Annotated in this window: 25 protein-coding genes and 5 tRNA genes; 17 read left to right on the forward strand and 13 right to left on the reverse strand. The window is 70.3% G+C overall.

The features are described 5' to 3' along the window. Position 1 precedes the first annotated feature (1 nt). Complete coding sequence (locus ACIBEA_RS28310; protein WP_354380047.1) at positions 2-205, forward strand: acyl-CoA carboxylase subunit epsilon; 204 nt, start codon at positions 2-4, stop codon at positions 203-205. Between the two features lie 111 nt (positions 206-316). Here ACIBEA_RS28310 and ACIBEA_RS28315 read toward each other — a convergent pair whose 3' ends face one another. The 8 genes from ACIBEA_RS28315 to ACIBEA_RS28350 form a co-directional block, all read right to left on the reverse strand. Continuing rightward, on the reverse strand, positions 317-904 hold the full coding sequence (locus ACIBEA_RS28315) for an ATP/GTP-binding protein (protein ID WP_351048370.1): 588 nt from the start codon (positions 902-904) through the stop codon (positions 317-319). Further along, complete coding sequence (locus ACIBEA_RS28320; protein WP_399265637.1) at positions 885-1,469, reverse strand: DUF742 domain-containing protein; 585 nt, start codon at positions 1,467-1,469, stop codon at positions 885-887. The genes ACIBEA_RS28315 and ACIBEA_RS28320 overlap by 20 nt, the downstream gene beginning before the upstream one ends. A 93-nt stretch (positions 1,470-1,562) precedes the next feature. Then, positions 1,563-1,976: a roadblock/LC7 domain-containing protein gene (locus ACIBEA_RS28325; protein WP_319722215.1), complete on the reverse strand. Its 414-nt coding sequence runs from the start codon at positions 1,974-1,976 to the stop codon at positions 1,563-1,565. A gap of 10 nt (positions 1,977-1,986) precedes the next feature. Next, entirely contained in the window at positions 1,987-5,214 is a 3,228-nt protein-coding gene (locus ACIBEA_RS28330; protein ID WP_399265639.1) for a nitrate- and nitrite sensing domain-containing protein, read from the reverse strand. 291 nt (positions 5,215-5,505) lie between these two features. Next, on the reverse strand, positions 5,506-6,090 hold the full coding sequence (locus ACIBEA_RS28335) for an ATP/GTP-binding protein (RefSeq protein ID WP_354380050.1): 585 nt from the start codon (positions 6,088-6,090) through the stop codon (positions 5,506-5,508). After that, positions 6,071-6,466, reverse strand: a complete 396-nt coding sequence (locus ACIBEA_RS28340; RefSeq protein ID WP_354380051.1) for a DUF742 domain-containing protein — start codon at positions 6,464-6,466, stop codon at positions 6,071-6,073. The genes ACIBEA_RS28335 and ACIBEA_RS28340 overlap by 20 nt, the downstream gene beginning before the upstream one ends. A gap of 149 nt (positions 6,467-6,615) precedes the next feature. After that, a complete protein-coding gene (locus tag ACIBEA_RS28345) occupies positions 6,616-7,029 on the reverse strand; it encodes a roadblock/LC7 domain-containing protein (protein WP_008739864.1) in 414 nt (137 codons plus the stop codon). A gap of 9 nt (positions 7,030-7,038) precedes the next feature. After that, a complete protein-coding gene (locus ACIBEA_RS28350) occupies positions 7,039-11,022 on the reverse strand; it encodes a nitrate- and nitrite sensing domain-containing protein (protein ID WP_399265642.1) in 3,984 nt (1,327 codons plus the stop codon). A gap of 584 nt (positions 11,023-11,606) precedes the next feature. Here ACIBEA_RS28350 and ACIBEA_RS28355 point away from each other — a divergent pair. The 9 genes from ACIBEA_RS28355 (at position 11,607) to ACIBEA_RS28395 (ending at position 15,616) form a co-directional block, all read left to right on the forward strand. Next, on the forward strand, positions 11,607-11,801 hold the full coding sequence (locus ACIBEA_RS28355) for a hypothetical protein (RefSeq protein ID WP_399265644.1): 195 nt from the start codon (positions 11,607-11,609) through the stop codon (positions 11,799-11,801). Between the two features lie 116 nt (positions 11,802-11,917). Beyond that, the gene (locus ACIBEA_RS28360; protein WP_399265646.1) at positions 11,918-12,739 is read left to right on the forward strand and encodes a fumarylacetoacetate hydrolase family protein; all 822 of its coding nucleotides are present in this window, start codon (positions 11,918-11,920) and stop codon (positions 12,737-12,739) included. Beyond that, on the forward strand, positions 12,732-14,207 hold the full coding sequence (gene gltX / locus ACIBEA_RS28365; protein ID WP_399265648.1) for a glutamate--tRNA ligase: 1,476 nt from the start codon (positions 12,732-12,734) through the stop codon (positions 14,205-14,207). Before ACIBEA_RS28360 ends, gltX begins: the two co-directional genes overlap by 8 nt. Before the next feature lie 77 nt (positions 14,208-14,284). Beyond that, positions 14,285-15,037, forward strand: coding sequence for an HAD family hydrolase (locus ACIBEA_RS28370; RefSeq protein WP_399265650.1), 753 nt, complete (start codon positions 14,285-14,287; stop codon positions 15,035-15,037). 87 nt (positions 15,038-15,124) lie between these two features. After that, a tRNA-Gln gene (locus tag ACIBEA_RS28375) sits at positions 15,125-15,196 on the forward strand. 26 nt (positions 15,197-15,222) lie between these two features. Next, a tRNA-Glu gene (locus tag ACIBEA_RS28380) sits at positions 15,223-15,295 on the forward strand. A gap of 61 nt (positions 15,296-15,356) precedes the next feature. Then, a tRNA-Glu gene (locus ACIBEA_RS28385) sits at positions 15,357-15,429 on the forward strand. A 24-nt stretch (positions 15,430-15,453) separates the two neighbouring features. Continuing rightward, positions 15,454-15,525, forward strand: a tRNA-Gln gene (locus ACIBEA_RS28390). 18 nt (positions 15,526-15,543) lie between these two features. After that, positions 15,544-15,616, forward strand: a tRNA-Glu gene (locus tag ACIBEA_RS28395). Between the two features lie 161 nt (positions 15,617-15,777). Here the strand turns inward: ACIBEA_RS28395 and ndgR are convergent. After that, entirely contained in the window at positions 15,778-16,494 is a 717-nt protein-coding gene (ndgR, locus tag ACIBEA_RS28400; protein ID WP_073911130.1) for an IclR family transcriptional regulator NdgR, read from the reverse strand. Between the two features lie 185 nt (positions 16,495-16,679). Here ndgR and leuC point away from each other — a divergent pair, with 185 nt between their 5' ends. The 4 genes from leuC (at position 16,680) to ACIBEA_RS28420 (ending at position 19,876) form a co-directional block, all read left to right on the forward strand. Next, a complete protein-coding gene (gene leuC / locus ACIBEA_RS28405) occupies positions 16,680-18,104 on the forward strand; it encodes a 3-isopropylmalate dehydratase large subunit (RefSeq protein ID WP_399265652.1) in 1,425 nt (474 codons plus the stop codon). Between the two features lie 3 nt (positions 18,105-18,107). Continuing rightward, positions 18,108-18,701 carry a 3-isopropylmalate dehydratase small subunit gene (gene leuD / locus ACIBEA_RS28410; protein WP_399265654.1) on the forward strand — a complete coding sequence of 198 codons (594 nt, stop codon included), beginning with the start codon at positions 18,108-18,110 and terminating at the stop codon, positions 18,699-18,701. Positions 18,702-18,826: 125 nt separating this feature from the next. Further along, on the forward strand, positions 18,827-19,054 hold the full coding sequence (locus ACIBEA_RS28415) for a hypothetical protein (RefSeq protein ID WP_330332835.1): 228 nt from the start codon (positions 18,827-18,829) through the stop codon (positions 19,052-19,054). A gap of 144 nt (positions 19,055-19,198) precedes the next feature. Further along, on the forward strand, positions 19,199-19,876 hold the full coding sequence (locus ACIBEA_RS28420) for an HU family DNA-binding protein (RefSeq protein ID WP_399265656.1): 678 nt from the start codon (positions 19,199-19,201) through the stop codon (positions 19,874-19,876). Positions 19,877-19,979: 103 nt separating this feature from the next. Here the strand turns inward: ACIBEA_RS28420 and ACIBEA_RS28425 are convergent, their stop codons facing one another. Together ACIBEA_RS28425 and cofC are read right to left on the reverse strand one after the other, a co-directional pair. Next, a complete protein-coding gene (locus ACIBEA_RS28425; RefSeq protein ID WP_283459872.1) occupies positions 19,980-20,186 on the reverse strand; it encodes a hypothetical protein in 207 nt (68 codons plus the stop codon). Positions 20,187-20,269: 83 nt separating this feature from the next. Continuing rightward, entirely contained in the window at positions 20,270-20,911 is a 642-nt protein-coding gene (cofC, locus tag ACIBEA_RS28430) for a 2-phospho-L-lactate guanylyltransferase (RefSeq protein ID WP_399265658.1), read from the reverse strand. 220 nt (positions 20,912-21,131) lie between these two features. Here cofC and ACIBEA_RS28435 point away from each other — a divergent pair, with 220 nt between their 5' ends. The 3 genes from ACIBEA_RS28435 to ACIBEA_RS28445 are packed head-to-tail and all read left to right on the forward strand — an operon-like array spanning position 21,132 to position 24,088. Continuing rightward, on the forward strand, positions 21,132-21,884 hold the full coding sequence (locus tag ACIBEA_RS28435) for a lysophospholipid acyltransferase family protein (protein ID WP_399265660.1): 753 nt from the start codon (positions 21,132-21,134) through the stop codon (positions 21,882-21,884). Next, on the forward strand, positions 21,881-22,891 hold the full coding sequence (locus ACIBEA_RS28440; protein WP_399265662.1) for an NAD(P)H-dependent glycerol-3-phosphate dehydrogenase: 1,011 nt from the start codon (positions 21,881-21,883) through the stop codon (positions 22,889-22,891). The genes ACIBEA_RS28435 and ACIBEA_RS28440 overlap by 4 nt, the downstream gene beginning before the upstream one ends. Before the next feature lie 39 nt (positions 22,892-22,930). Next, entirely contained in the window at positions 22,931-24,088 is a 1,158-nt protein-coding gene (locus tag ACIBEA_RS28445) for a D-alanine--D-alanine ligase family protein (RefSeq protein ID WP_399265664.1), read from the forward strand. A 104-nt stretch (positions 24,089-24,192) separates the two neighbouring features. Here ACIBEA_RS28445 and ACIBEA_RS28450 read toward each other — a convergent pair whose 3' ends face one another. Continuing rightward, on the reverse strand, positions 24,193-24,693 hold the full coding sequence (locus tag ACIBEA_RS28450; RefSeq protein ID WP_399265666.1) for a DUF3515 domain-containing protein: 501 nt from the start codon (positions 24,691-24,693) through the stop codon (positions 24,193-24,195). A 23-nt stretch (positions 24,694-24,716) separates the two neighbouring features. Continuing rightward, positions 24,717-24,950 (reverse strand): Lrp/AsnC ligand binding domain-containing protein, encoded by a 234-nt coding sequence (locus tag ACIBEA_RS28455; RefSeq protein WP_351040055.1) that lies wholly within the window; start codon positions 24,948-24,950, stop codon positions 24,717-24,719. Between the last annotated feature and the right edge of the window lie 78 nt (positions 24,951-25,028).

Raw genomic sequence — 25,028 nt, forward strand, 5'->3', positions numbered from 1 at the left:
CATGAGCATCAGCACCGACACCCTGCTGCGCGTCGAAAAGGGCCACGCCGAGCCCGAGGAGCTGGCCGCGATCACCGCGATCCTGCTCGCCCGCGCCGCCGCCACCTCCGAGGCCGGCCCGGTCCGCACCACCGGCTCCACCGCCGGATGGCGCCGCCTGGAGCGCACCCCGGGCTTCCGCGCCCCGCACAGCTGGCAGGGCTAGGCACGCGCCCCGGCGGGCCGCGCACCCCGCGGCCCGCACCGCGCACCCCGCACCACACGAAAGGCCCCCGCACTCTGCTGAGTGCGGGGGCCTTTCGCTGTCCTGCGGTGGCTACCGCAGGCGGGCCATCAGCGCGTGCTCGACGAGAGTGATCAGGGCACTCTTGGCGTCGCCGCGGTGGCGGGCGTCGGTGGTGATGATCGGTGCGTCGGGTCCGATCTGCAGGGCCTCGCGGACCTCTTCGGGGGTGTACGGCTGGTGCCCGTCGAAACCGTTCAGGGCGATCACGAAGGGGAGGCCGCTGTTCTCGAAGTAGTCGACGGCGGGGAAGCAGTCGGCGAGACGGCGGGTGTCGACGAGGACGACGGCGCCGATGGCGCCGCGCACGAGGTCGTCCCACATGAACCAGAAGCGGTCCTGCCCGGGGGTGCCGAAGAGGTACAGGATCAGGTCCTGGTCCAGGGTGATGCGGCCGAAGTCCATGGCGACCGTGGTGGTCGTCTTGTCCCCGGTGTGGGTGAGATCGTCGATCCCCGCGGAAGCGGATGTCATCACGGCTTCGGTGCGCAGCGGGTTGATCTCGGAGACGGCGCCCACGAACGTGGTCTTGCCCACGCCGAAGCCACCCGCCACCACGATCTTCGCGGAGGTGGTGGAGCGAGTCGCTCCGCCGCCGCCGCTAGAGCTTGCGAAGTCCACTGAGCACCCTTTCGAGCAGTGTCACGTCTGGCTGACCGCCGGCGGATTCGTCCCCGCCGGGCTGATGGATGGCGACAAGGCCCGCCTCCGCCAGGTCGGCGACGAGGATTCGGGCGACGCCGAGGGGAATGGAGAGCAGGGCCGAGATCTCGGCGACCGACTTGATCTCGATGCAGAGTCGGCAGATGCGCTGGTGCTCGGGCAACTGCCCTTGCAGGCGCGAGGGATCGGCCGTGGTGCTGACCAGTGCCTCGATGGCGAGCTGGTAGCGGGGCCGGGTCCGGCCGCCGGTCATGGCGTACGGACGTACCAGCGGGTTGTGCGCCTTGGGGGCCGGCGGCTGCGAGGGCCGCTGCGGCTGCTGGTACTGCTGGTGCTGCGGGGGCGTGTACGGCTGCTGCCGCTGCGGAGCCTGCGAGGGCTGTCCGTAGGGCTGCTGCGGGTAGGGCTGGTGCTCCGGCACGGGCCGGCTGGGAGTGGAAGGGAAGTTGAAGCGGTTCTGGTCGTGCCCACCCTGCGGCTGCTGCGCGCCGCCATAAGGATGTCCTCCGTGGGGTGTTGTCACGTTTCCTCCTCCGACTCCAAGAACGCAGTACTCCCTGTGGAACCGCGCCACCGCACCCTATGGTGCGATGGCGCGAAACGCACTGCCTGTCTGCTAGTTGAGAAGACTGCCCTGCAGCTCCGCACGCAGGTCCGGAGTGAGGACGCTGCCCGCGCGATCCACGAGCAGGGCCATCTCGTAGCCCACCAGACCGATGTCGCACTCGGGGTGCGCGAGCACCGCGAGGGAGGATCCGTCGGACACCGACATGAGGAAGAGGAACCCGCGGTCCATCTCCACCACCGTCTGGTTGACGGCGCCGCCTTCGAAGATGCGCGAGGCACCTGCGGTCAGCGAGGTCAGTCCGGAGGCCACGGCCGCCAGCTGGTCGGCGCGGTCCCGCGGGAAGCCTTCCGACATGGCCAGAAGCAGGCCGTCGGCGGAGACCACCACCGTGTGGGACACCCCGGGGGTGTTGTCCACGAAGTTCGTGATCAACCAGTTCAGGTTCTGTGCCGCCTGGCTCATCGGGCTCACACTAACGCTCCTGGTCATAGCTGTTACTTGACTGCTCCGAACCCGCGGTGCGTCCCTGTTGGACACCGCGGCGCAGGTTGCTCAACCTGCCGCGGACGTCCTCCGGGGCGCGGGAGACCTGTGGGCCGCCCTGCGGAGTCGATTCCGCCGCACCCTCGACCAGGTTGGCCTTGGGTACCCGCCGAGGGAGACCGGACGGGGTGACCCCGCCCGCCTTCGGCTCACGGAGCTTTCCGGCCTGCTGCCAACGCTCGTCGTTGCGCGAGCGCCAGGAGTCGGGGCCGGGTGCTTCCTCCGGGGCCGTCTCCGTTTCGGCGGACTGCTGCTGTCGCTGCTGCCGCCCCTCGAAGAGGGATCCGGTGGACTCCGTTTCCTTCTGTGCCGGCTGCCACTGCTGCTGGCTGCCGCGACGCGGCAGGCCTGCTCCGGTCAGTGTGTGACCGGTGTCGGCAGCGGTGTCCGGACGGTCGAAGCCTACGCGCTCCGGGGCGGGTTCGGCACCGGCCGGTGATTCCGATTCAGTCCCGTATTCCTGCTGGTAGGCGGCCGGATAGGTGTTCTGTTCCGGCCACTCCGCCTGGTGGGACTGGGCATCGTAGCCAACCGGGTAGGGCTGTTCGCCCTGCTGGTTGTCCTGGTACCCGTCTTCCGGATAGGCGTAACCGTCCTGCTGGTACGGCGCGTAGCCGGCCTGCTGGGGGTAGCCGTCGGGGGTGCCCTGGGCGTCGTAGGCGGCCGGCTCGTAGCTCTGCTCGGGCTGCTGCTCGTACCCCTGGTACTGCTGGTAGCCGTGTTCCGGCTGGGGTTCCGCATACGGCTGCTGCGAGGGCTGCGCCTGCTGTTGCTCCTGCGGGAAGCCCACCTGGGCCTCCAGCGCGGCCCGGCGCTCGTCGCGGCCCAGCGAGCGGTTGACCGCGTCCAGCTCGCGCGGGGCGCCGTCCGGGCCGCCTTCCGGGGCCGGTCGGCGGTCGTACTGCGAGTCGTCGAAGCCGAGCTCGGCGGCCGTGCGCAGCGGTGCGCTCTGCTGGAGCTGGTGCTGCTCAGGGATCATCTGCGAGACGGTGAAGTCGTCGTCGGGTATGCCCTCGCCACCACCACCATGGGTGATCGCGTCCGGGAGCATGACCAGCGAGGTCGTACCGGCCTGCTCACCCGAGGGGCGCAGCTGGACCCGGATGCCGTGCCGGTCCGACAGCCGCCCGACCACGAACAGACCCATGCGCTGCGAGATCGCGGCGTCCACGGTCGGCGGGTTGGCCAGCTTGTGGTTGATGTCCGCGAAGTCCTCGGCGGTGAGGCCGATGCCCTTGTCGTGGATCTCGACCATGACGCGGCCGTCGGGCAGGCGGGTCGCGTTGACGCGGACCTTCGTCTGCGGGGAGGAGAAGGTGGTGGCGTTCTCCAGCAGCTCGGCGAGCAGGTGCACGAGGTCGGTCACGGCCTGGCCGTGGATCTCGGCCTCGGAGACGCCCGACAGCTCGATGCGCTCGTACTGCTCCACCTCGGAGGAGGCGGCGCGCAGGACGTCGACCAGCGGGACCGGCTGGTCCCAGCGGCGGCCCGGTTCCTCACCCGCGAGGATGAGGAGGTTCTCGCCGTTGCGGCGCATACGGGTGGCCAGGTGGTCCAGCCGGAAGAGGTTCTCCAGCTGGTCCGGGTCGGCCTCGTTGTTCTCCAGATCGGTGATGAGGGTCAGCTGGCCCTCGATCAGCGACTGGTTGCGCATGGAGAGGTTCGTGAAGATCGCGTTGACGTTGCCCCGCAGCAGGGCCTGCTCGGCGGCGAGCCGGACGGCTTCGCGGTGGACCTGGTCGAAGGCGCGGGCGACCTCGCCGATCTCGTCCAGGGAGTCGATCGGGATCGGCACGACGCGGGTGTCGACCTTGCCGGGGTCGGTGCGCGAGAGCTGGTCGACGAGCATCGGCAGGCGCTGCTCGGCGACGTCGAAGGCCGCGCTGCGCAGGCGGCGCATCGAGCGGCCCATCTGGCGGGCCATCATGCCGGCCAGGATGAAGGCGGCCAGCAGGGCCACGACGACGATGGCGCCGTTGGTGATGGCGGCGTTGCGGGCGTCGTCGGAGATGACGATGGTGTCGCTGACGGCCTTGTCGAGCAGGTCCTTCTCGACCTCGGCGTAGCCGTCGAACTTGGCGGTGGAGGCAGCCTGCCAGGCCAGCGGGGTGGTACCGCCCGCGGCGAGCTTGGTGTTCTTGTCGCCGCTGGCTATCGCCTCGGTCATGCCCGTCAGGGCGGAGCCGTTGACGAGCGGCGGGGCCTTGAAGGGCGTTCCGGACTGCTGGGCCTGGTTCTGGGCCTCGGCGAGCTTGTTGGCGCCCGCGGTGGACCGCTTGCCCATGACCGCCTTGAGCTTGTCCGTGTCCTCCTCGGTACCGGCGGAGACGTACTCGCCGATCGCGATGTCTTCGAGGTAGGCGTAGGAGGAGAAGGCGACCAGCTGGGCCTTGCGGATCTCCTCGCTCTCGTTCGGGCGGACCAGGAGGTGGGTGCCGACCGAGCGCTGGAGCGAGTTCGCGGCCTTGGCCAGCTCGATCGCGTAGACCATGCGGCCGTAGCTCGTGATGTTTCCGGTGCCCAGACCCAGTTCGTTGGAGAACGACATGAGGTTGTGCTGCACCAGGACGTAGCCCTCTTCGGTCGGGATGGGCCCGGCCGACTTGGGGAGGTCCTTCTTCGCGGTCTCCGGAGCGGAGTACGCGGTCTTGCGGATGGCGTCGAGCTTGGGCTCTTCCTCCTGGAAGAGCTGGAGGCGGCGTTCGAGGCTCTGCTTCTTCGGCATGCCCTTGACGGCCTCGGCGAACTTCGCCTTGGCCGCGTCGGTCGCCGCGTACGCCTTGGTGACCGCGTCGCTGCCGCGCTCCCCCTTGAGGAGGGGCTCGGCGGTGAGGTCGCGCTCGTTCAGCAGCGCTTGGCCGTATTCGGCCGCCGCCTGGACGATGCGGGCCGTCTTCTCGGCGTCCTTGGCCTCGTTCCAGGTGTCGACCGAACCCTTCACCTGGAAGCCGCCCATGACCAGGCCGACGAGGACCGGGACGAGCAGGATGGCGTTCAGCTTGGTCGGCACGCGCCAGTTGCGGGGCGCGAACCTGCTGGTGCTGCCACCGCCGACGGGCGCGTCCACGGGCACGTCGAAGGACGCCCCCGCGCGCGGCGGCGGGGTGAAGTTGCCGCGCGCGGGTTCCTCCGCGGGGCTCGAATTGCTTCGCCTCACTCGACCAACAACCTCTCGGCGGTGCTACTAGCTAGTTCATTGATTCCAGCACGGTTAACGGCCGTGTTCCAAACAGTTGAATCCGGCCATACCTAGGGCCTTATGCCCCGCATAAACCGGACATAAAGAGCAACCGGCGGGAAAAATGGGGGCAGTTGTGAGCGGAGCGGAACCAACCGAACGCAGCGCGTGTCCGGAGGGGGGCAATTCTCTGTCGAAACGTTATGAAAAGAAAGGGCGGGCCGTGTCGCATGACACAGCCCGCCCTGACCCCGCGCAGCGGCGCGCGTGTTACTTCAGGCGTGCCATCAGCGCGTGCTCGACCAGCGTGATCAGCGCGCTCTTGGCGTCCGCGCGGTGGCGGGCGTCGGTGGTGATGATCGGTGCGTCGGGTCCGATCTGCAGGGCTTCGCGCACTTCTTCGGGGGTGTACGGCTGGTGCCCCTCGAAGCCGTTGAGCGCGACGACGAAGGGGAGGCCGCTGTTCTCGAAGTAGTCGACGGCGGGGAAGCAGTCGGCGAGACGGCGGGTGTCCACGAGCACGATCGCGCCGATGGCGCCGCGCACGAGGTCGTCCCACATGAACCAGAAGCGGTCCTGGCCCGGCGTACCGAAGAGGTACAGGATCAGGTCCTGGTCCAGGGTGATGCGGCCGAAGTCCATGGCGACCGTGGTGGTCGTCTTGTCCCCGGTGTGGGTCAGGTCGTCGATGCCCGCGCTCGCGCTGGTCATCACGGCCTCGGTGCGCAGCGGGTTGATCTCGGAGACGGCGCCCACGAACGTGGTCTTGCCCACGCCGAAGCCACCCGCCACCACGATCTTCGCGGAGGTGGTGGAGCGAGTCGCTCCGCCACCGCTAGAGCTTGCGAAGTCCACTGAGCACCCTTTCGAGCAGCGTTACATCCGGCGTTCCGCCGGCCTCTCCATTGCCCGGCTGGTGGATGGCCACCATGCCGGCCTCCGCCAGGTCGGCGACGAGGATCCGGGCGACGCCGAGCGGCATCGACAGCAGCGCGGACACTTCCGCGACCGACTTGACCTCGCGGCACAGCGTGCAGATGCGCTGGTGCTCGGGAAGCAGGCCCGAGAGGTGCATCGGATCGGCGGTGGTGCTGACCAGCGCCTCGATGGCGAGCTGGTAGCGGGGCCGGGTCCGGCCACCGGTCATCGCGTAAGGGCGGACCAGCGGCTGATCGCCTTCCGAGTACGACGGGTCGCCGTATGCATCGGAATAGGCGGGGGGCGGGGTCATGAATCCTCCGGGCTGGACAGCAGTGGTCAACGTGCCGTCCGACGGGGCCGGTGGGGGGACGGGATGACGGCCAAACGGCGGTACTGGTTTCCGGGGCGGGGGCCCCGGTCCCCCGGCCGGCAGTACCCGCCGGCCGGGAGATCTGGACGTCAGATGAGGAGGCTGCCCTGCAGCTCCGCGCGCAGGTCCGGGGTGAGGACGCTGCCCGCACGGTCCACGAGCAGGGCCATCTCGTAGCCCACGAGGCCGATGTCGCACTCGGGGTGCGCGAGCACGGCCAGCGAGGATCCGTCGGACACGGACATGAGGAAGAGGAATCCCCGGTCCATCTCCACCACGGTCTGGTTGACGGCGCCGCCCTCGAAGATGCGGGAGGCGCCTGCGGTCAGCGAGGTCAGCCCGGAGGCCACCGCGGCGAGCTGGTCGGCGCGGTCCCGCGGGAAGCCCTCGGACATGGCCAGAAGGAGGCCGTCGGCGGAGACCACCACGGTGTGGGACACCCCGGGGGTGTTGTCCACGAAGTTCGTGATCAACCAGTTCAGGTTCTGTGCCGCCTGGCTCATCGAACTCAACTATCGCTCCTGCTGGTAAGTGGGGTCGATGTGGTAACTGCCGGTCGCCGGACCGGTGGTGCCGGCCTGACGGCCCTGCTGGATACCGCGCCGGAGATTGGTGAGCCGGCCGCGGACGTCGTCCGGGGAGCGCGAGACCTGCGGACCCGCCTGGGCCTCGGCCTGCTGCTGCGCGGTACCCGCCACGAGATTGGCGCGGGGCACCCGACGGGGCAGGCCCGAGGTGGTGATCCCGCCCGCGGCGGGCTGGCGCACGCGCTCGGCCTGCCGCATCAGCTCGTCGTTGGGGGAGGAGCGCCAGCTGACCGTGGGCGAACCGGGCGCCGGGTGCTGCGCGGACTGCTCGCCCGCACGCTCCTGGCCGCGCTGCGGCAGCGGCTGCTGCTGGGACGCGGGGACCGGAGTGGGGCCGGTCGCCAGGCCCTGCTGCGGCTGCTGGGGTACGGCCGGCACCGGACCGGAGGGCTGCTCGCCCTCCTGGCGGAACCAGTTCGACTCCAGGTTGTCGAAGAGCGGGGTCCGGGCCTCGCCCAGCGACTGGGCCGGGGGCAGCGCCTCCGGCTGGCGGGACTGGGGCAGGCGCGGGGCCTCGCCACGGGCACCCGGTACGGGCCCCCCGAGCGGCTGCTGCGACTGCGGGGCCTGGTACTGCTGCGGAGCCTGGGGCAGCTGCTGGGCGCCCTGGTCGCCGTAGCCGCCGACGCCGGGACCACCGGTCCGCGGGGCCGCGAAGTCGGGCCGGGCGAACTGGCCGGTGGACGCGGGGTCCTGCGGTCCGGGGAACTCCGGACGGGCGAACTGGCCCGTCGTGGAGGGGTCCTGGGGCCCGCGTATGTCGGCCCGCTCGAACTGGCCCGTCCCGGACTGCGGGAAGTCGGGCCGCGCGAACTGGCCGGTGGTGGAGGGGTCCTGGGTGCCCGGGTAGGCCGGGCGGGGGAACTGGCCCGTACCGGAGGGGTCCTGGTTGCCCGGGAAGTCGGGGCGCGCGAACTGGCCGGTGGACGCGGGGTCCTGGGCGGCGGGGAACTCCGGACGGGCGAACTGGCCCGTCGTGGAAGCGTTGCCGGAGCCGGGCATCGGGGCGTTGTAGTCCGGGCGGGCGAACTCGGCCGTGGAGCCGGGGCCCTGGACCTCGTCGTGCCCGCGCGGCACGTCCGGGCCACCGCGGCGGCCCGGGTCGGCGCCCCAGCTGGCGCTGGGCGGGAGCCCGGCGGAGGCGGCGGTGCCGGCGCCCGGGAGCTCCGGACGCGGCGCGCCACCGCGCGGCGGCAGCTGCGGCCGCACCCGCGGGGTCACCGGTCCGCCCTGACCGGCCTGACCCGGCGCCTGGGGCTGCGGACGCTCGAAGCCGTTGCCGCCCTGCGCCGCGCCGGACGGGGTCCCGGGTCCGAACGGGTCGTTCTGCGGGAAGGCCGCGGTACCGGACTGCGTGGCACCGGCCGGGGCCGCGCCCGGACGGGCCTGGGGCCCGCCGGCCGGACCGCGACCGGCCACCGGAGCACCGGCGCCGAAGGCGTTCGGGCCCTGCGGGGCCTGGCCGCGGCCGCCCTGCTGGCCCTGCTGTCCCTGGGGACGCTGCTGGCCGGAGTTCTCGCGACCGGGCAGCGCGGCGCGCTGACCGCCGCCGGCGACCTGACCGCGCTGCGGGGCCGCGCCCACCGGGGGACGGGCACCCGTACCGGAGACCGCGCCCTGCTGGCCGGCCGTACCGGGGATGCCCGGGCCGTTCTGGCCCGGCATCGGAGCGGGCTTCTTGCCGCCCTGGGCCACGTCGACCGGGAGCATGACGAGTGCCGTCGTACCGCCGGAGTCGGAGGGGCGCAGTTGGATCCGGATGCCGTGTCGCAGGGACAGGCGGCCGACCACGAACAGACCCATGCGGCGCGAGACCGAGACGTCCACGGTCGGCGGCGAGGCGAGTCGCTCGTTGATCGCGGCGAGGTCCTCGGGGGAGAGGCCGATGCCGGTGTCGTGGATCTCGACCAGCACGCGCCCGTCGGGCAGCGCGTGACCGGTCACCTTGACCTTGGTCTGCGGGGAGGAGAACGAGGTGGCGTTCTCCAGCAGCTCGGCGAGCAGGTGCACGAGGTCGTTGACGACGCGGCCGGCGACGTCGGTGCCGGGCACCGACGAGAGTTCGATGCGCTCGTACTGCTCCACCTCGGACGCCGCGGCGCGGAGCACGTCGACGAGCGGGACGGGGCGGGTCCACCGGCGGCCGGGCTCCTCGCCCGCGAGGACGAGGAGGTTCTCGCCGTTACGGCGCATGCGGGTCGCGAGGTGGTCGAGCTTGAAGAGCGAGGACAGCTGGTCCGGGTCGGCCTCGCGCGACTCCAGCTCGGAGATGAGCGAGAGCTGGCGCTGGATGAGGCCCTGCGAACGGCGCGAGAGGTTGGTGAACATCGCGTTGACGTTGCCCCGGAGGAGGGCCTGCTCGGCGGCGAGGCGGACGGCCTCGCGGTGCACGTCGTCGAAGGCCGCGGCCACCTGACCGATCTCGTCGCGCGAGTGCACGCCGACCGACTCCACGGAGGTGTCGACGTCCTGCGGGTCGGTCTCCGAGAGCTGCTTGACCAGCTCGGGCAGGCGTTCCTGGGCGACCCGGGTCGCGGTGTCCTGGAGGCGGCGCAGCGAGCGGATCATGGAGCGGGCCATGACGAAGGCGCCGACGAGGGAGACGCCGAGGACGATGAGGATCAGCGCACCGTTGATGATGGCGTCCTGCTGCGACTCGGTCTTGAGCTCGCGGGCCTTCTGCTCCATGTCGTCGAGCAGGGTCAGCTCGATGACCTTCATGGCCGCGAGCTTGGTGTCGTCGGCGTCGTACCAGTCCATCCAGGACCGGTTCTTCTCCTTGCCGAACTGGCCCTCGGTGGTCAGCACGCGGCGGGCGTAGTGGTCGGCGGTGCCGATCTCGCTGTTGCCGTCGCCGAGCGACTGGAGGAGCTCCTCGGGCTTGCCCTGGTAGACGAGTTCGAAGGTCTTCTTCGCCTGGCTCTCGCCGCGCTGGGCGGCCAGGGCGTACAGACGGTCGTTCTCGCTGAGCTTTCCGGGCTTGTCACCGGTCTCGGGGAGCGCGGCGGCGATGACCGCGCGCTGGATCGAGGCGTACTCCTTGGCGGAGGAGAAGGCGGCCAGGGCGCGCGTGCGCTTGATCATCTCAGGGCTGGAGGTGGCCTGGGCCATGTCCTGGGAGAGCGAGAGCAGCGAGACGATGAGGCCGTTGTACTCGGAGACCGTCTGCTGGGCGCTGTTCTGGTACGCCTTCTTGCGGATGTCCTCGATGCCGGCGAGCTGACGGCCGATCTGCAGGACGTTGTTGCGGATCGACTTGAGGGTGTCGTCCTTGTCCTCGGCGCTGTCGATCTTGTCGGTGGCGCCGGCGAAGGCGGTCGCCGCGGCGTCCGTCTGGTCGCGCACACCGGCGACGAGGCTGTTGGCCGGGGCCGGGGTCCCACCCGTGTTGGCGGCCGCGGCGGCCTTGGCCACCGACAGCGGACCCGCGGACTTGTCGCGCTCCTCCTGGAGCGCGGCGGCCAGGTTGGTGGCCTGCCGGGTCATCGTCGTCAGCAGCTGCATGTGGTCCAGCTGCGCGATGTCGTTCATCGAGTCGTTGATGCGGAAGCCACCGAGCGTGGTGGCGGCAACGACGGGCAGGGTCAGCAGCGACACCAGTCGCGTGCTGATGCGCCAGTTCTGCAGGGCGAGCCGGGAGCCGGGCCCACTGGGGGCCTTCGGTATCGCCTGGTCCCGCTCGGCGGACTCGTCCAGGGCGGTCTTGCCGCTCGCCTTGGCCTTCGTCTTCGCCTTCGGGCTCTTGCCCCTGCCCTTCGCCTTCACGGCGGGGGGCGTGTCGGGGCCACCCGTGCCACCGGCAGCCGGCCCGCGGTTCTGGGCGTGCTGGGGCGAGGAGCCACGGTCGGTCCCGCTGCGCGGCTCCTGCTCCGCCGCAGCGCTGCCATCCCTCTTGAAACGTCCCTGCACTAGCTCGCAACCTCTGGACCAGGCGTCCCTCCGGGTGACCGGTGGGACGGTGTCGAGTCGTGGGGCACTGACGGCCCCATGGTGGTCGTCGGTGACCGGCGCGTCTCCCTCTCCTTGCCACCGCGCTCGGCGCTTGGTCGCGCCGCTTGCGCACCGGCTTGAATTCCCGCGGCGGTCCCGCGAATTCCAGCACAGTGCCGGATCTCCAACAAGGTGCGAGGGTTTCCTCGGAGAGTCGGTGACGGCTTGTGACAGAGGTACTACCGGATGTGGGACCCCTTTCGGGGCGAACCGGACTTTCGCTGTGTAATCGCTATGATCCACAAGGTGTCCCAGTCGCCATGATCGGGAGCGGAATGGCGCATTCAGTGGCGCAATGTCCGTTTCTGGTAGTTGAATTGACTGACCGTATTGACCGGAATGCCCGGTCGTAGGTGAGCAAACTCACACAGCCATGGCCATTACTTCTCGGTTCCCCGGGGGATTCGGATGTTTAGCCTGGCCCTTTACAGGGATGGCACGCCCGACAACCGGCGCCCACGAGGTGCGTCCGGCCCACACCGATCAAGGGTTCCGACACTCCGATGAGCACGCAGAAGACCACGATGATGTTCCGCAACATAGCCAACCCGCGCCGCACCACCCTCGCGCACCTCAAGGACGCCGAGGAGCTGCAGGCGGTCGAGACGCCGGAGCACTCGGTCGATCTGCCCACCCAGACCGCGAACCCGCGCCGCACCATCCTGATGGACGCCCCGGTGGCCCCCGCCGCGCAGTAACCCCGCACCGCGCGGTAAACAAGCGAAGTGCCCCGGTCCGCCGCGTTAGCCTGGAGTCCGCAGACTCCGGCCCACTCGGGCCACCCAGTGGACGGACAGAGGGGCAGACGCAACACGTGCGCATCGCCAGGTTCTCGATCGACGGAAATGTCGCCTTCGGCGCGGTCGAGGGCGACGCAGCCCCCGGCGCCGAGGGCGGGCTCGTCCTCGACATCATCAAGGGCATCCCGTACGGGGACTTCGAGCTGTCGGGCACGAAGGTCCCGCTCGACCCGTCCTCCCGGGACCGGGTCCGGCTGCTCCCGCCCGTCCTGCCCAGCAAGATCGTGGCCATCGGCCGCAACTACGCCGAGCACGCCGCGGAGCTGGGCAACACCATCGTCGACAGTGAAGGCCGTCCCGACGCCCCGATCACCTTCTTCAAGCCCTCCACCTCGGTGGTGGGCCCCGGTGACCCGATCGCGTACCCCTCCTTCTCCCAGGACGTCCACCACGAGGCCGAGCTGGCCGTGGTGATCGGCCGCATGTGCCGCGACGTCCCGCGCGAGCGCGTCAAGGACGTCATCCTCGGCTACACCTGCGCCAACGACCTCACCGCGCGCGACGTCCAGCAGCGCGAGAAGCAGTGGGCCCGGGCCAAGGGGTTCGACGGAGCCTGCCCCCTCGGTCCCTGGATCGAGACCGACCTCGACCCGAGCGACCTGGCCATCCAGTGCACCGTGAACGGCGAACAGCGCCAGCTCGGCCGCACCAGCGACATGGTCCGCTCCATCGAGGACCTGATCGTGCACATCACCGAGGCCATGACGCTGCTCCCGGGCGACGTCATCCTCACGGGGACCCCGGCCGGAGTCGGCCCCCTCAACGTCGGCGACGAGGTCGCCGTCACCATCGAAGGCATCGGCACTCTCACCAACAAGGTGATCAAGCGTGGTTAACGGACCTGTCCGCGTACGTTTCTGTCCCTCCCCGACCGGCAACCCCCACGTGGGCCTGGTCCGGACGGCCCTCTTCAACTGGGCGTTCGCCCGCCACCACGGCGGTACGTTCGTCTTCCGCATCGAGGACACCGACGCGGCCCGCGACTCCGAGGAGTCGTACGTCCAGCTGCTCGACTCGCTGCGCTGGCTCGGCTTCACCTGGGACGAGGGCCCCGAGGTGGGCGGCCCGCACGCCCCGTACCGCCAGTCCGAGCGCATGGACATCTACAAGGACGTCGCGCAGAAGCTCCAGGACGGCGGCTACGCCTACCACTGCTACTGCACCACCGAAGAGCTGGACGCCCGCCGCGACGCCGCCCGCGCGGCCGGCAAGCCCTCCGGCTACGACGGCCAGTGCCGTGACCTGAGCGCCGAGCAGAAGGCCGCGTACCAGGCCGAGGGCCGCGCCTCGATCGTCCGCTTCCGGATGCCCGACGAGACGATCACCTTCACGGACCTGGTCCGCGGCGAGATCTCCGTCACCCCCGAGAACGTGCCGGACTTCGGCATCGTCCGGGCCAACGGCGCTCCGCTGTACACCCTGGTCAACCCGGTCGACGACGCGCTGATGGAGATCACGCACGTGCTGCGCGGCGAGGACCTGCTGTCCTCCACCCCGCGCCAGATCGCGCTCTACGGCGCCCTGATCGAGCTCGGCATCGCGAAGGCGGTCCCGGCCTTCGGGCACCTGCCGTACGTGATGGGCGAGGGCAACAAGAAGCTCTCCAAGCGCGACCCGGAGTCCTCGCTCAACCTCTACCGCGAGCGCGGCTTCCTCCCCGAGGGCCTGCTGAACTACCTCTCGCTGCTGGGCTGGTCCTTCTCCAAGGACCAGGACGTCTTCTCGATCGAGGAGATGGTGGCGAAGTTCGACATCCCGGACGTCAACGCGAACCCGGCGCGCTTCGACCTCAAGAAGTGCGAGTCGATCAACGGCGACCACATCCGCATGCTGGACGTGAAGGCCTTCGCCGAGGCCTGCACCCCCTGGCTGCGCGCCCCGCACGCCCCGTGGGCCCCCGAGGCCTTCGACCAGGCGGCCTGGGAGGCCATCGCCCCCCACGCGCAGACCCGTCTGGCGGTCCTGTCGGAGATCACGGCCAACGTCGACTTCCTCTTCCTCGACGAGCCGGTCGCCGACCAGCCCTCGTGGGACAAGGCGATGAAGGGCGAGCCGGCTGCCCTGCTGACCACGGCCCGCGCCAACCTGGAGTCGGCCGACTGGAGCGACCCCGAGTCGCTCAAGCAGGCCGTCCTGACGGCGGGCGAGGCGCACGGCCTCAAGCTCGGCAAGGCGCAGGCCCCGGTCCGCGTCGCGGTCACCGGCCGCACCGTCGGTCTCCCGCTCTTCGAATCGCTGGAGATCCTGGGCAAGGACAAGTCCCTGTCCCGCATCGACGCGGCGCTGGCGAAGCTGTCCGCGTAGCACCACCTCGCATTCCCCCCGGGGGCGGTAGCCGTAAAGGCTGCCGCCCCCGCGGCGTTGCGGCGTAGGGTCGGGGCATGCCGATACGCGCGGTGCTGTGGGACATCGACGACACGCTCTTCGACTACACCGGGGCCGACACGGCCGGGCTCCGGGCGCACCTGGAGCAGGAGGGCCTCGCCGAGCGGTACGGGGCTCCGCACGAGGCGCTGGCCCTGTGGCGGGCCCACACCGACCGCCACTGGGCGCGCTTCGCCGCCGGGGAGGTCGGCTTCCAGGAGCAGCGCCGGGAGCGGGTGCGGGACTTCCTCGGCCAACCGGAGCTGGACGCCGCGGGGGCCGACGCGTGGTTCGGCCGCTACGTCGAGCACTACAAGGCGGCCTGGGCCGTCTTCCCGGACGTGCTGCCCGTACTGGACGCCCTGGCCCACAGCCACCGGCACGGGGTGCTCTCCAACTCCTCCCTCGCCAACCAGGACCCCAAGCTGCGCGACCTGGGCCTGCGCGAACGCTTCGAGGTCCTGGTGTGCGCCGCCGAGCTGGGGGTCAGCAAACCCGACGCGGCGGCCTTCCTGGCGGCCTGTGCGGCGCTGGGGCTGGCCCCGCAGGAGGTCGTCTACGTGGGGGACCAGCCGGAGATCGACGCCCGTGGGGCGCGCGACGCGGGGCTCACCGCGGTCTGGCTCGACCGGGACGGCGGCCGTGGACCCGTGCGGGGGCCGGCCCGCGTTCCGGCCCCTGAAGGGGTGCACCGGATCACCGGGCTCGCACAGCTTCCGTCGTTGCTGGCCGGTGATACCCGTTTTGGAGCACGGTCAGCCATCCGGTAATGTTCTTTCTGCGCCGCCGGTGCGGGCCGCAAGGCCGGAACGGAAGCGCAAAACCAAACAAACCCCCCGCAAGGGGTTGCGTTTTGGTGGGCTATAGTGTAATTGGCAACACGAGGGTTTCTGGTTCCCTTATTCTAGGTTCGAGTCCTGGTAGCCCAGCGCAGTGCAGTAGTAACGCAGTGCTTGCCCCCGTTGTGTAGCGGCCTAGCACGCCGCCCTCTCAAGGCGGTAGCGCCGGTTCGAATCCGGTCGGGGGTACAGATCCTTCCCGCGAGATCTCCAGGGTCGCACCCGGACGTCACGATGCAGGATCGCTAGGGCCCCCGTTGTGTAGCGGCCTAGCACGCCGCCCTCTCAAGGCGGTAGCGCCGGTTCGAATCCGGTCGGGGGTACTGTCTAGCTGGTCTAGACCACTATGGGCTATAGTGTAATTGGCAACACGAGAGTTTCTGGTTCTCTTATTCTAGGTTCGAGTCCTGGTAGCCCAGCGCAGTAACTGCAGGCAGGCCCCCGTTGTGTAGCGGCCTAGCACGCCGCCCTCTCAAGGCGGTAGCGCCGGTTCGAATCCGGTCGGGGGTACGTACAGGAGAGGCCCTCCGCGATCATCGCGGAGGGCCTCTTCGTCGTTTCCGGACGCCGGGCTACAAGTACGGACCCGAGGGCGCGCGTTCGGACGTGTGCGGCGTCGTACGCGCCCCCGGGCCCGGGGGAGTGGAGGGGTGGGGCGGAGGCCGGGAGGCTCAGCCGGAGCGGCGCAGGGCCTCGCTCAGCCGGGCGGCCGCGTCGATGACGGCCTGCGCGTGCATGCGCCCCGGGTGCCGGGTCAGTCGCTCGATCGGCCCGGAGACCGATACGGAGGCCACCACGCGGTTCGAAGGACCGCGCACCGGCGCCGAGACGGAGGCCACACCGGGCTCCCGCTCGCCGATCGACTGGGCCCAACCGCGGCGACGCACGCCGGACAGGGCCGTGGCCGTGAACCGCGCGCCCTGCAGGCCGCGGTGGAGCCGCTCGGGCTCCTCCCAGGCCATCAGGATCTGCGCGGCCGAACCGGCCTTCATCGGGAGCGTGGAGCCGACCGGGACGGTGTCCCGCAGACCCGACAGCCGCTCGGCCGCCGCCACGCAGATGCGCATGTCGCCTTGACGCCGGTAGAGCTGCGCGCTCTCGCCCGTCACGTCACGGAGGTGCGTGAGCACCGGTCCCGCCGTGGCCAGCAGACGGTCCTCGCCGGCCGCGGCGGCGAGTTCCGCCAGCCGCGGTCCGAGGATGAACCGGCCCTGCATGTCCCTCGCCACCATCCGGTGGTGTTCCAGTGCCACGGCCAGGCGATGTGCCGTGGGTCGTGCGAGCCCTGTCGCCGCGACCAGCCCGGCGAGGGTGGCCGGACCGGACTCCAGTGCGCTCAATACCAGAGCTGCCTTGTCGAGAACGCCGACGCCGCTAGAGTTGTCCATGAAACGATATTCGCGTCTCACACTGTGAAACGCAAGTTCAATTTTTCCAAGAACCAGCGAGTCTGTATGTGCAGGTCCACGAACCACGGGGCCTGAGCTGCCGTCCGTCACGTGGGGTACGGGCCGAATCGGTGGCGGGAAATCTCTAGAAGCGCCGGCTCAACCAGCCGGCCGGAGGGAAAGCGATGGGTAGGACACTCGCGGAGAAGGTCTGGGACGACCACGTCGTCCGGCGCGCCGAGGGCGAGCCCGACCTCCTCTACATCGACTTGCACCTGCTGCACGAGGTGACCAGCCCCCAGGCCTTCGAGGGTCTGCGGCAGGCGGGCCGCCCGGTGCGGCGCCTCGACCTCACCATCGCCACCGAGGACCACAACACCCCCACCCTCGACATCGACAAGCCCATCGCGGACCCGGTCTCCCGGGCCCAGCTGGAGACGCTGCGCAAGAACTGCGCCGAGTTCGGCGTCCGGCTGCACTCGCTGGGCGATGTCGAGCAGGGCGTCGTCCACGTCGTGGGACCCCAGCTGGGCCTGACCCAGCCGGGCACCACCGTGGTCTGCGGCGATTCGCACACCTCCACGCACGGCGCCTTCGGCGCGCTGGCCTTCGGCATCGGCACCAGCCAGGTCGAGCACGTCCTGGCGACCCAGACGCTGCCGCTGGCCCGCCCCAAGACGATGGCGATCACCATCGACGGCGCACTGGCCGAGGGCGTCACCGCCAAGGACCTGATCCTGGCGATCATCGCCAAGATCGGCACCGGCGGCGGCCAGGGCTACGTCCTGGAATACCGCGGCGCCGCCATCGAGCAGCTGTCGATGGAAGCCCGCATGACCATCTGCAACATGTCGATCGAGGCGGGCGCCCGCGCCGGCATGATCGCCCCGGACGCCACCACGTTCGAGTACCTCAAGGGCCGTGACCACGCTCCCGTCGGTGCGGACTGGGACGCGGCGGTCGCCTACTGGTCGACGCTGCGCTCGGACGACGACGCGGTGTTCGACGCGGAGGTCGTCGTCGACGGCACCACGCTGTCCCCCTTCGTCACCTGGGGCACCAACCCGGGCCAGGGCGCGCCGCTGTCGGCCAACGTCCCCGATCCGGCTTCGTACGAGGACGCTTCGGAGCGACACGCCGCCGAAAAGGCCCTGGAGTACATGGGGTTGACCGCCGGACAGCCGCTGCGCGACATCCGGGTCGACACCGTCTTCGTAGGTTCCTGCACCAACGGCCGCATCGAGGACCTGCGCGCCGTCGCGGGCATCATCGAGGGCCGCAAAGTCGCCGACGGCGTACGGATGCTGGTCGTCCCCGGCTCGGTCCGGGTCGCCCTGCAGGCGATGTCCGAGGGCCTGGACAAGGTCTTCACGGAGGCCGGCGCCGAATGGCGGCACGCGGGCTGTTCGATGTGTCTGGGCATGAACCCCGACCAACTGGCCCCTGGTGAGCGCTCCGCGTCCACCTCGAACCGCAACTTCGAAGGCCGTCAGGGCAAGGGCGGACGCACCCACCTGGTCTCCCCGCAGGTGGCCGCGGCCACCGCGGTACTGGGCCATCTGGCCTCGCCCGCCGACCTGTCCGAAGCCCCCGTGAACGCCGGAGTCTGAACCATGGAAGCCTTCACCACCCACACCGGCCGGGCCGTGCCGCTGCGGCGCAGCAACGTCGACACCGACCAGATCATCCCCGCCCACTGGCTGAAGAAGATCACCCGTGACGGGTTCGAGGACGGGCTCTTCGAGGCCTGGCGCAAGGACCCGGCGTTCATCACGAACCAGCCGGAGCGCGCGGGGGCGACCGTCCTGGTCGCCGGTCCCGACTTCGGCACCGGATCCTCGCGCGAGCACGCCGTCTGGGCCCTGCAGAACTTCGGCTTCAAGACGGTGATCTCGGCCCGCTTCGCCGACATCTTCCGCGGGAATTCCCTCAAGAACGGCCTGCTGACCGTCGTGCTGCCGCAGGAGACGGTCGATCGGCTGTGGGAGCTGACCGAGGCCGACCCCACCGTCGAGATCACGGTGGACCTGGTCGCCCGGGAGGTCCGAGCAGAGGGCGTCGTGGCCGAGTTCGAACTGGACGACAATGCCCGTTGGCGTCTCCTGGAGGGTCTGGACGACATCTCGCTCACCCTTCAGAACGAAGCGGACATCGCGACTTACGAAAGCGTCCGCCCGAGCTTCAAGCCGCGCACGATTCAGGCCTGATCAGCGCTTATTCACCTTGAGTGAACTCGTCTTGGCCAGTGTGCCCCCCGCCTTCCGGCGGGGGGCACACGCGTTTGTTGAGGCCCCATGAGGCGACAACTCGCCCCAGATGGCACAATCTGTGCATGGAACGCGACAGTCAACTCGAGCTCTACGGACTTGTCGCGGACCGGCTGAAAGAAGCGCACACAAGGGTGCGCTCGCTGCAAGTCCCGGAGGGCGTAAGGATGGCGCTGTCCCGGAAGCTGTTGGTCGCCACGGCAGCGGCGAAGCACGATCTCGCCGATGCGGCAAGGCGCCTGGACAGGTTGATGAAGGACCTCGACGAGGGTCGATTCCCTGAAGGCGACTGATGCGAAGGAACTCCGTAACGGCCTACATCGTTGCGGCACTAGGGTGATTAGCCCGTTTCGTGTTTGATTTGCGGTATATATCCGCCTAACGTGCGAAATAAGCTTGAACACATTCGTTCTGGCGAAGTCTCCGAAGGGGAAGACGTGAACAAGGCGCAGCTCGTAGAAGCGATTGCCGACAAGGTGGGCGGCCGCCAGCAGGCCGCGGACGCCGTCGACGCGGTGCTCGACGCGATCGTCCGTGCGGTGGTCGCCGGCGACCGGGTCTCGGTCACGGGCTTCGGCTCGTTCGAGAAGGTCGACCGGCCGGCCCGTTACGCCCGTAACCCGCAGACGGGTGAGCGCGTCCGGGTCAAGAAGACCTCGGTCCCCCGCTTCCGCGCGGGTCAGGGCTTCAAGGACCTGGTCAGCGGCACCAAGAAGCTGCCCAAGGGCGGCGAGGTGTCGGTCAAGAAGGCGCCCAAGGGCAGCCTGACCGGCGGAGCTTCCGCGACGGTCAAGAAGGCCGCGGCCAAGAAGGCCACCACCGCCAAGAAGGCGGCGGCGAAGACCGCGGTCGCGAAGAAGACCACCGCGAAGAAGACCACCGCCACGGTGGTCAAGAAGTCCGCCGCGAAGACCACGGTCGCGAAGAAGGCCACTCCGGCCGCCAAGAAGGCCGCCACGGTCAAGAAGGCAGTGGCGACCGCCAAGAAGGCCACCGCCACGGCCAAGAAGACCGCCCCGGCGGCCAAGAAGGCCACCGCGGCCACGAAGGCGCCGGCGAAGAAGACGGCGACGCGCAAGGCCACCGCGAAGAAGACCACCGCCCGCAAGAAGTAGACGCACGGGCGACGTCACACACGTCGGGCCGGCCCCCCATGCCAGGGGGGCCGGCCCGCGGTGTTGTCCGGACCCCGCGGGGCCCGTCCTGTGCTGTTCGGTGCTACACGAAGGTCTGCAAGGTGATCAAGGTGATCCGCAGCCCCGCACCCTCGCCCTCGGTCTCGATCCGCACCCGCTGCCCCGCGCGCAGCAGCCGCAGGCCGCCCGCGTCGAACGCCGCGGCCTCGAAGGGCACCGGGGTGCCGTCGTCCAGCAGCACACTTCCGCCGCGGGTCTGGGAGTCGTAGGTGAACGCCGTTGCCTGCATGAGCGCAGCTTAAGGGCTGCCCCACCGGTCGGGGCGGGCGCGGGGCGGGCGGTGGGGAAGGTGCTGGGGAAAGGGGCCGGCGGTCACCGGGCTTCGGGACGCAGCACGGGCGCACCGGCCCGCAGCCGGGCCCCGTAACGTCCCGTGTGGGAACCCAGGCCCAGCAGCAGCGCCTCCCGCAGATCCGCCGCCGTATCGACGTCCCGGCGCACGCTGTCGACGCCGCGGAGCGTGATTTCCACCGCACCCGAGGCGGAATGCCGGGCCCGCGACGGGCCGCCGAAGGCGGGGGCCAATTCGACGCCCGGGGCAGCGGAAAGCAACGTCGTTCCGATTCCTGCCGCATCGGCCAGGAATGCCCGGGGAAATTCCGCCGAGTTTTCGAGCACCCGTTGCAATTCCGAAGGTCGTAGCGCGGGCAGATCCGCGTTCATCGCGGCCACCGCGGCCCCCGGCCGGACCTCCCGGACCGCCCCCGCGCCATGGGCCAGCGCCGCGTTGAGCCCGGCCGCGGGCCGGTCCGCCACGATCCGCGCGCCCAGCGCGGCCAGTTCCGCCCCGGCCAGCGGATCGTCCGTGACGACCACCACATCCCGGACCGCCGCGCAGGTCAGCGCCGCCGCCACGGTGTCCTGGGCGAACGCCAGCGCGAGCCGCGGCCGGTCGGCCCCGGCCGCCGCGGCCAGCCGGCTCTTGGCCACGGAGAGCGGCTTGAGGGGGATCACCAGGCTCCAGACGGCGTTCGTGGCCGACCCCTTCCCCTGGACGTGTCATGGACGCGTTCTCGCACGCGCGTCGGCCCATTGTCACCCCCTCCGGGCAGCCCGGCGGTTCGGTGGCGTGAGCGGGGCGTACGGTGTTCTCGACAGAGACCGGACCCGGAGAGAGACTTGTCCGGGCCGGCCGGGCGCCCGCCGCGCACCGGTCCTAGAGGAAGGTGTCCGAGTGTCCCGCCGCAGAATCGGCTTCTGGTACCGCCTGGCGGCGGTCATCGCGAAACCGCCGCTGGTAGTGCTCTTCAAGCGGGACTGGCAGGGAATGGAGCACATTCCGGCCGAGGGCGGATTTATCACCGCCGTCAATCACAACTCGTATCTGGACCCGCTCTCCTACGCGCACTTCCAGTACAACACCGGCCGGGTGCCCCGATTGCTCGCGAAGGCCGCCCTCTTCAAGGTGCCGATTGTCGGTTCGATCCTGCGCGGATCCGGACAGATCCCCGTCTACCGGGAGTCCACGAACGCCCTCGTCGCATTCCGGGCCGCCGTCGACGCGATCGAGCGCGGGGAATGCGTGGCCTTTTACCCGGAGGGCACCCTCACCCGCGATCCCGATCAGTGGCCCATGGCCGGCAAGACCGGCGCCGCGCGGGTGGCGCTGCTGACGAGGGCGCCCGTCATCCCGGTGGCCCAGTGGGGCGCGAACCTCGCGGTGCCGCCGTACGCCAGGGAGAACAAGGTCCGGCTCTTCCCGCGCAAGACCCTCCAGGTGCTCGCCGGACCGCCCGTGGACCTCTCCGAGTTCTACGACAGGGAGCCGACGCCGGAGGTCCTCAAGGCCGTCACCGAAGTCATCATGGCGGCCATCACGGAGCTGCTGGAGGAACTGCGCGGAGAGACCGCTCCCGCGCAGCCGTACGACCACCGCAAGGCCAGGGTGGAACAGCGGCGCAAGGCCGCGGGGGAGGGCGAGAAGTGACGCGCACCGTCAAGGCTGCCGTGTTCGGAACCGGCTCGTGGGGCACGGCCTTCGGCATGGTGCTCGCCGACGCCGGCTGCGAGGTGGTCCTGTGGGGCCGCCGCGCCGAAGCGGTCGAGGCCATCAACAGCGGCCGGTCCAACCCGGACTACCTCCCGGGCGTCGCACTGCCCGAGAACCTGCGCGCCACCACCGACGCGGCCGAGGCCGCCCGGGGCGCCGACTTCGTCGTCCTCGCGGTCCCCTCGCAGACCCTGCGCGGCAACCTCGCCGCATGGGCCCCGCTGCTGCCCGCCGACAGCGTGCTCGTCTCCCTGATGAAGGGCATCGAACTCGGCAGCGCCAAGCGGATGAGCGAGGTCATCGAAGAGGTGGCGAAGGTCCCCTCCGAGCGCGTCGCCGTGGTCACCGGCCCCAACCTGGCCCGCGAGATCGCCGCCCGGCAGCCCGCCGCCGCCGTGGTCGCCTGCGTCGACGAGGGCGTCGCCCAACGCCTCCAGACCGCCTGCCACACCCCGTACTTCCGCCCGTACACCAGCACCGACGTCATCGGCTGCGAGCTCGGCGGCGCCGTCAAGAACGTCATCGGCCTCGCCGTGGGCATCGCCGACGGCATGGGCCTGGGCGACAACACCAAGGGCTCCCTGATCACCCGCGGTCTGGCCGAAGCCACCCGGCTGGGCCTGGCCATGGGCGCCGACCCGCTCACCTTCTCGGGCCTCGCGGGCCTCGGCGACCTGGTCGCCACCTGCTCCTCGCCGCTCTCCCGGAACCACACCTTCGGCACCAACCTCGGCCGCGGGATGACCCTGGAGGAGACCATCGCGGTCACCAAGCAGACCGCGGAGGGGGTCAAGTCCTGCGAGTCGGTGGCCGATCTGGCCCGCCGCCACGGAGTGGACATGCCCATCACGGACACCGTGGTCGACATCGTCCACCAGGGCAAGCCGCCGCTGGTGGCCCTGAAGGAGCTCATGGGCCGCAGCGCCAAACCGGAACGCCGCTGACTCCGTTCCGGTACACGGACCGGGTACCCTCGGACCGATATGAGCAGCCAGAACTCTTCCCAGAGCCCTGACCAGCAGGGTCGCAAGCCGCGCGTGGCCGTCGTGTTCGGCGGCCGCAGCTCCGAACACGCCATCTCGGTCGTCACTGCGGGCGCGGTTCTGCGTTCCATCGACCGGTCCAAGTACGAGGTGCTGCCCATCGGCATCACCACGGACGGCCGGTGGGCCCTGACGGCCGACGAGCCCGAGCGGATGGCCATCGCCGACCGCAAGCTCCCCAGCGTCGAGGACCTGGCCGACTCCGCCGGGGGCACCGTGGTGCTCCCGGTCGACCCGGCCAGCCGCGAGGTCGTCTACACCGAACCGGGCGTCGTGCCCAAGGCGCTGGGCGAGGTCGACGTCGTCTTCCCCGTCCTGCACGGTCCCTACGGCGAGGACGGCACCCTCCAGGGCCTCCTCGAACTGTCCGGCATCCCCTACGTCGGCTCGGGCGTCCTCGCCTCGGCCGTCGGCCAGGACAAGGACTACATGAAGCGGGTGTTCACCTCCTTCGGGCTGCCGGTCGGCCCGTACGTGACCATCCGCCCCCGCGAGTGGGAGCGCGACGAGAGCGCCGCCCGAGAGAAGATCGTGGCCTTCGCCGCCGAACACGGCTGGCCGCTGTTCGTGAAGCCGGCCCGCGCCGGGTCCTCCATCGGCATCACCAAGGTCGACGACCCGTCCGGCCTCGACGACGCCCTCAAGGAAGCCCAGCGCCACGACCCGAAGGTCATCGTGGAGGCGCTGCTGCGCGGCCGCGAGATCGAGTGCGGAGTGCTGGAGTTCGAGGACGGTCCCCGCGCGAGCGTGCCCGCCGAGATCCCGCCGGTCTCCAGCCACGACTTCTACGACTTCGAGGCGAAGTACATCGACTCCGCCTCCGGTCTGGTCCCCGCCCCGCTGACCCCGGAGCAGACCGCGGAGGTCCAGCGCCTCGCGATCGAGGCCTTCGAGGCCGCGTCCTGCGAGGGCCTGGTGCGCGCCGACTTCTTCCTCACCGAGGACGGCACCTTCGTCATCAACGAGATCAACACGATGCCGGGGTTCACCCCCATCTCCATGTACCCGCGGATGTGGCAGGAGACCGGCGTCGCGTACCCGGAGCTGGTGGACCGTCTGATCCAGGCCGCCCTGCGCCGCTCCACGGGGCTGCGCTAGCACCGCCGCGCCACGCCGCGCCACGCCGCGCCACGACGCACGAGCGACCGCCCGCCGGGTCACGGATCCGGCGGGCGGTTCTCAGTGGGCGCAGGGGGGAGCGGTCAGTAGGAGGAGATGCCCTCGGGCACCGTCTTCTTCACCGCGGCCGACAGGGGCACCAGGAGACCGGCGTCCTTGGCGTGCTCCTTGTCCACCGTGACCTCGGTGTACGCCAGGCGCAGCCCGGTGGTGAAGCGGAAACCGCCACCGTCGAGCTGCTCCAGCAGCCACCCCACGCCGTTCACCTCGACGCCGTCCTGTGCGGGATCCGACATCGCGGGGGGCTTGGGGATACCGCACCGCAGTACGATCGCCGAGCCGCCCCACGCGGCGGTCAGGTCGGAAGACGGTCGGGCGGGCGAGCGCTTCAGGCCGGCCACCGTCTCCGGGAGCTCCTCGTGCAGCGCGGCACAGAGTCCCGCGACCTCGGCGGGCGGCGTGGGGGGCGGAGCCACCCGGGCCCCGGCGGTACCCGGGGAGCAGCCCGCGAGGACTGCCACGGCGAGTACGGCCATCGGGGCGGGCAGGGCCAGCAGACGGACCGGCCGGTGGTGGAGGGACATCACCGGCCAAGAGTAGACGGGGGCTACAAATGGACGACCGGGCAGGTCAAGGTGCGGGTGATGCCCTCCACCTGCTGGACCTTCGCGACCACCATGCGGCCGAGTTCGTCCACGGTGTCGGCCTGGGCCCGCACGATCACGTCGTACGGCCCCGTCACGTCCTCGGCCTGGATCACCCCCTGGATCCGGCCGATCGACTCGGCCACCACCGATGCCTTGCCCACCTCGGTCTGGATGAGGATGTACGCCTGTACCACGGAACCTCCAGAGCGGCCGCGAGGATCATTTCCCCTAATCTTCGGGTGGGAAATCCCGGGCCCGGGGAGAAAGGGACG

The organism is Streptomyces sp. NPDC051555, from assembly GCF_044454405.1.
Classification (GTDB): domain Bacteria; phylum Actinomycetota; class Actinomycetes; order Streptomycetales; family Streptomycetaceae; genus Streptomyces.

What these genes read in the sequence shown, in the direction of transcription:
- ACIBEA_RS28345 (WP_008739864.1), bottom strand. Translation starts at nt 7,029, where the DNA reads ATGAGCCAGGCGGCACAGAACCTGAACTGGTTGATCACGAACTTCGTG.
- ACIBEA_RS28355 (WP_399265644.1), top strand. Translation starts at nt 11,607, where the DNA reads ATGAGCACGCAGAAGACCACGATGATGTTCCGCAACATAGCCAACCCG.
- ndgR (WP_073911130.1), bottom strand. Translation starts at nt 16,494, where the DNA reads ATGGACAACTCTAGCGGCGTCGGCGTTCTCGACAAGGCAGCTCTGGTA.
- ACIBEA_RS28425 (WP_283459872.1), bottom strand. Translation starts at nt 20,186, where the DNA reads ATGCAGGCAACGGCGTTCACCTACGACTCCCAGACCCGCGGCGGAAGT.
- ACIBEA_RS28415 (WP_330332835.1), top strand. Translation starts at nt 18,827, where the DNA reads ATGGAACGCGACAGTCAACTCGAGCTCTACGGACTTGTCGCGGACCGG.
- ACIBEA_RS28310 (WP_354380047.1), top strand. Translation starts at nt 2, where the DNA reads ATGAGCATCAGCACCGACACCCTGCTGCGCGTCGAAAAGGGCCACGCC.
- ACIBEA_RS28370 (WP_399265650.1), top strand. Translation starts at nt 14,285, where the DNA reads ATGCCGATACGCGCGGTGCTGTGGGACATCGACGACACGCTCTTCGAC.
- leuC (WP_399265652.1), top strand. Translation starts at nt 16,680, where the DNA reads ATGGGTAGGACACTCGCGGAGAAGGTCTGGGACGACCACGTCGTCCGG.
- ACIBEA_RS28340 (WP_354380051.1), bottom strand. Translation starts at nt 6,466, where the DNA reads ATGACCCCGCCCCCCGCCTATTCCGATGCATACGGCGACCCGTCGTAC.
- leuD (WP_399265654.1), top strand. Translation starts at nt 18,108, where the DNA reads ATGGAAGCCTTCACCACCCACACCGGCCGGGCCGTGCCGCTGCGGCGC.
- ACIBEA_RS28445 (WP_399265664.1), top strand. Translation starts at nt 22,931, where the DNA reads ATGAGCAGCCAGAACTCTTCCCAGAGCCCTGACCAGCAGGGTCGCAAG.
- ACIBEA_RS28450 (WP_399265666.1), bottom strand. Translation starts at nt 24,693, where the DNA reads ATGTCCCTCCACCACCGGCCGGTCCGTCTGCTGGCCCTGCCCGCCCCG.
- ACIBEA_RS28325 (WP_319722215.1), bottom strand. Translation starts at nt 1,976, where the DNA reads ATGAGCCAGGCGGCACAGAACCTGAACTGGTTGATCACGAACTTCGTG.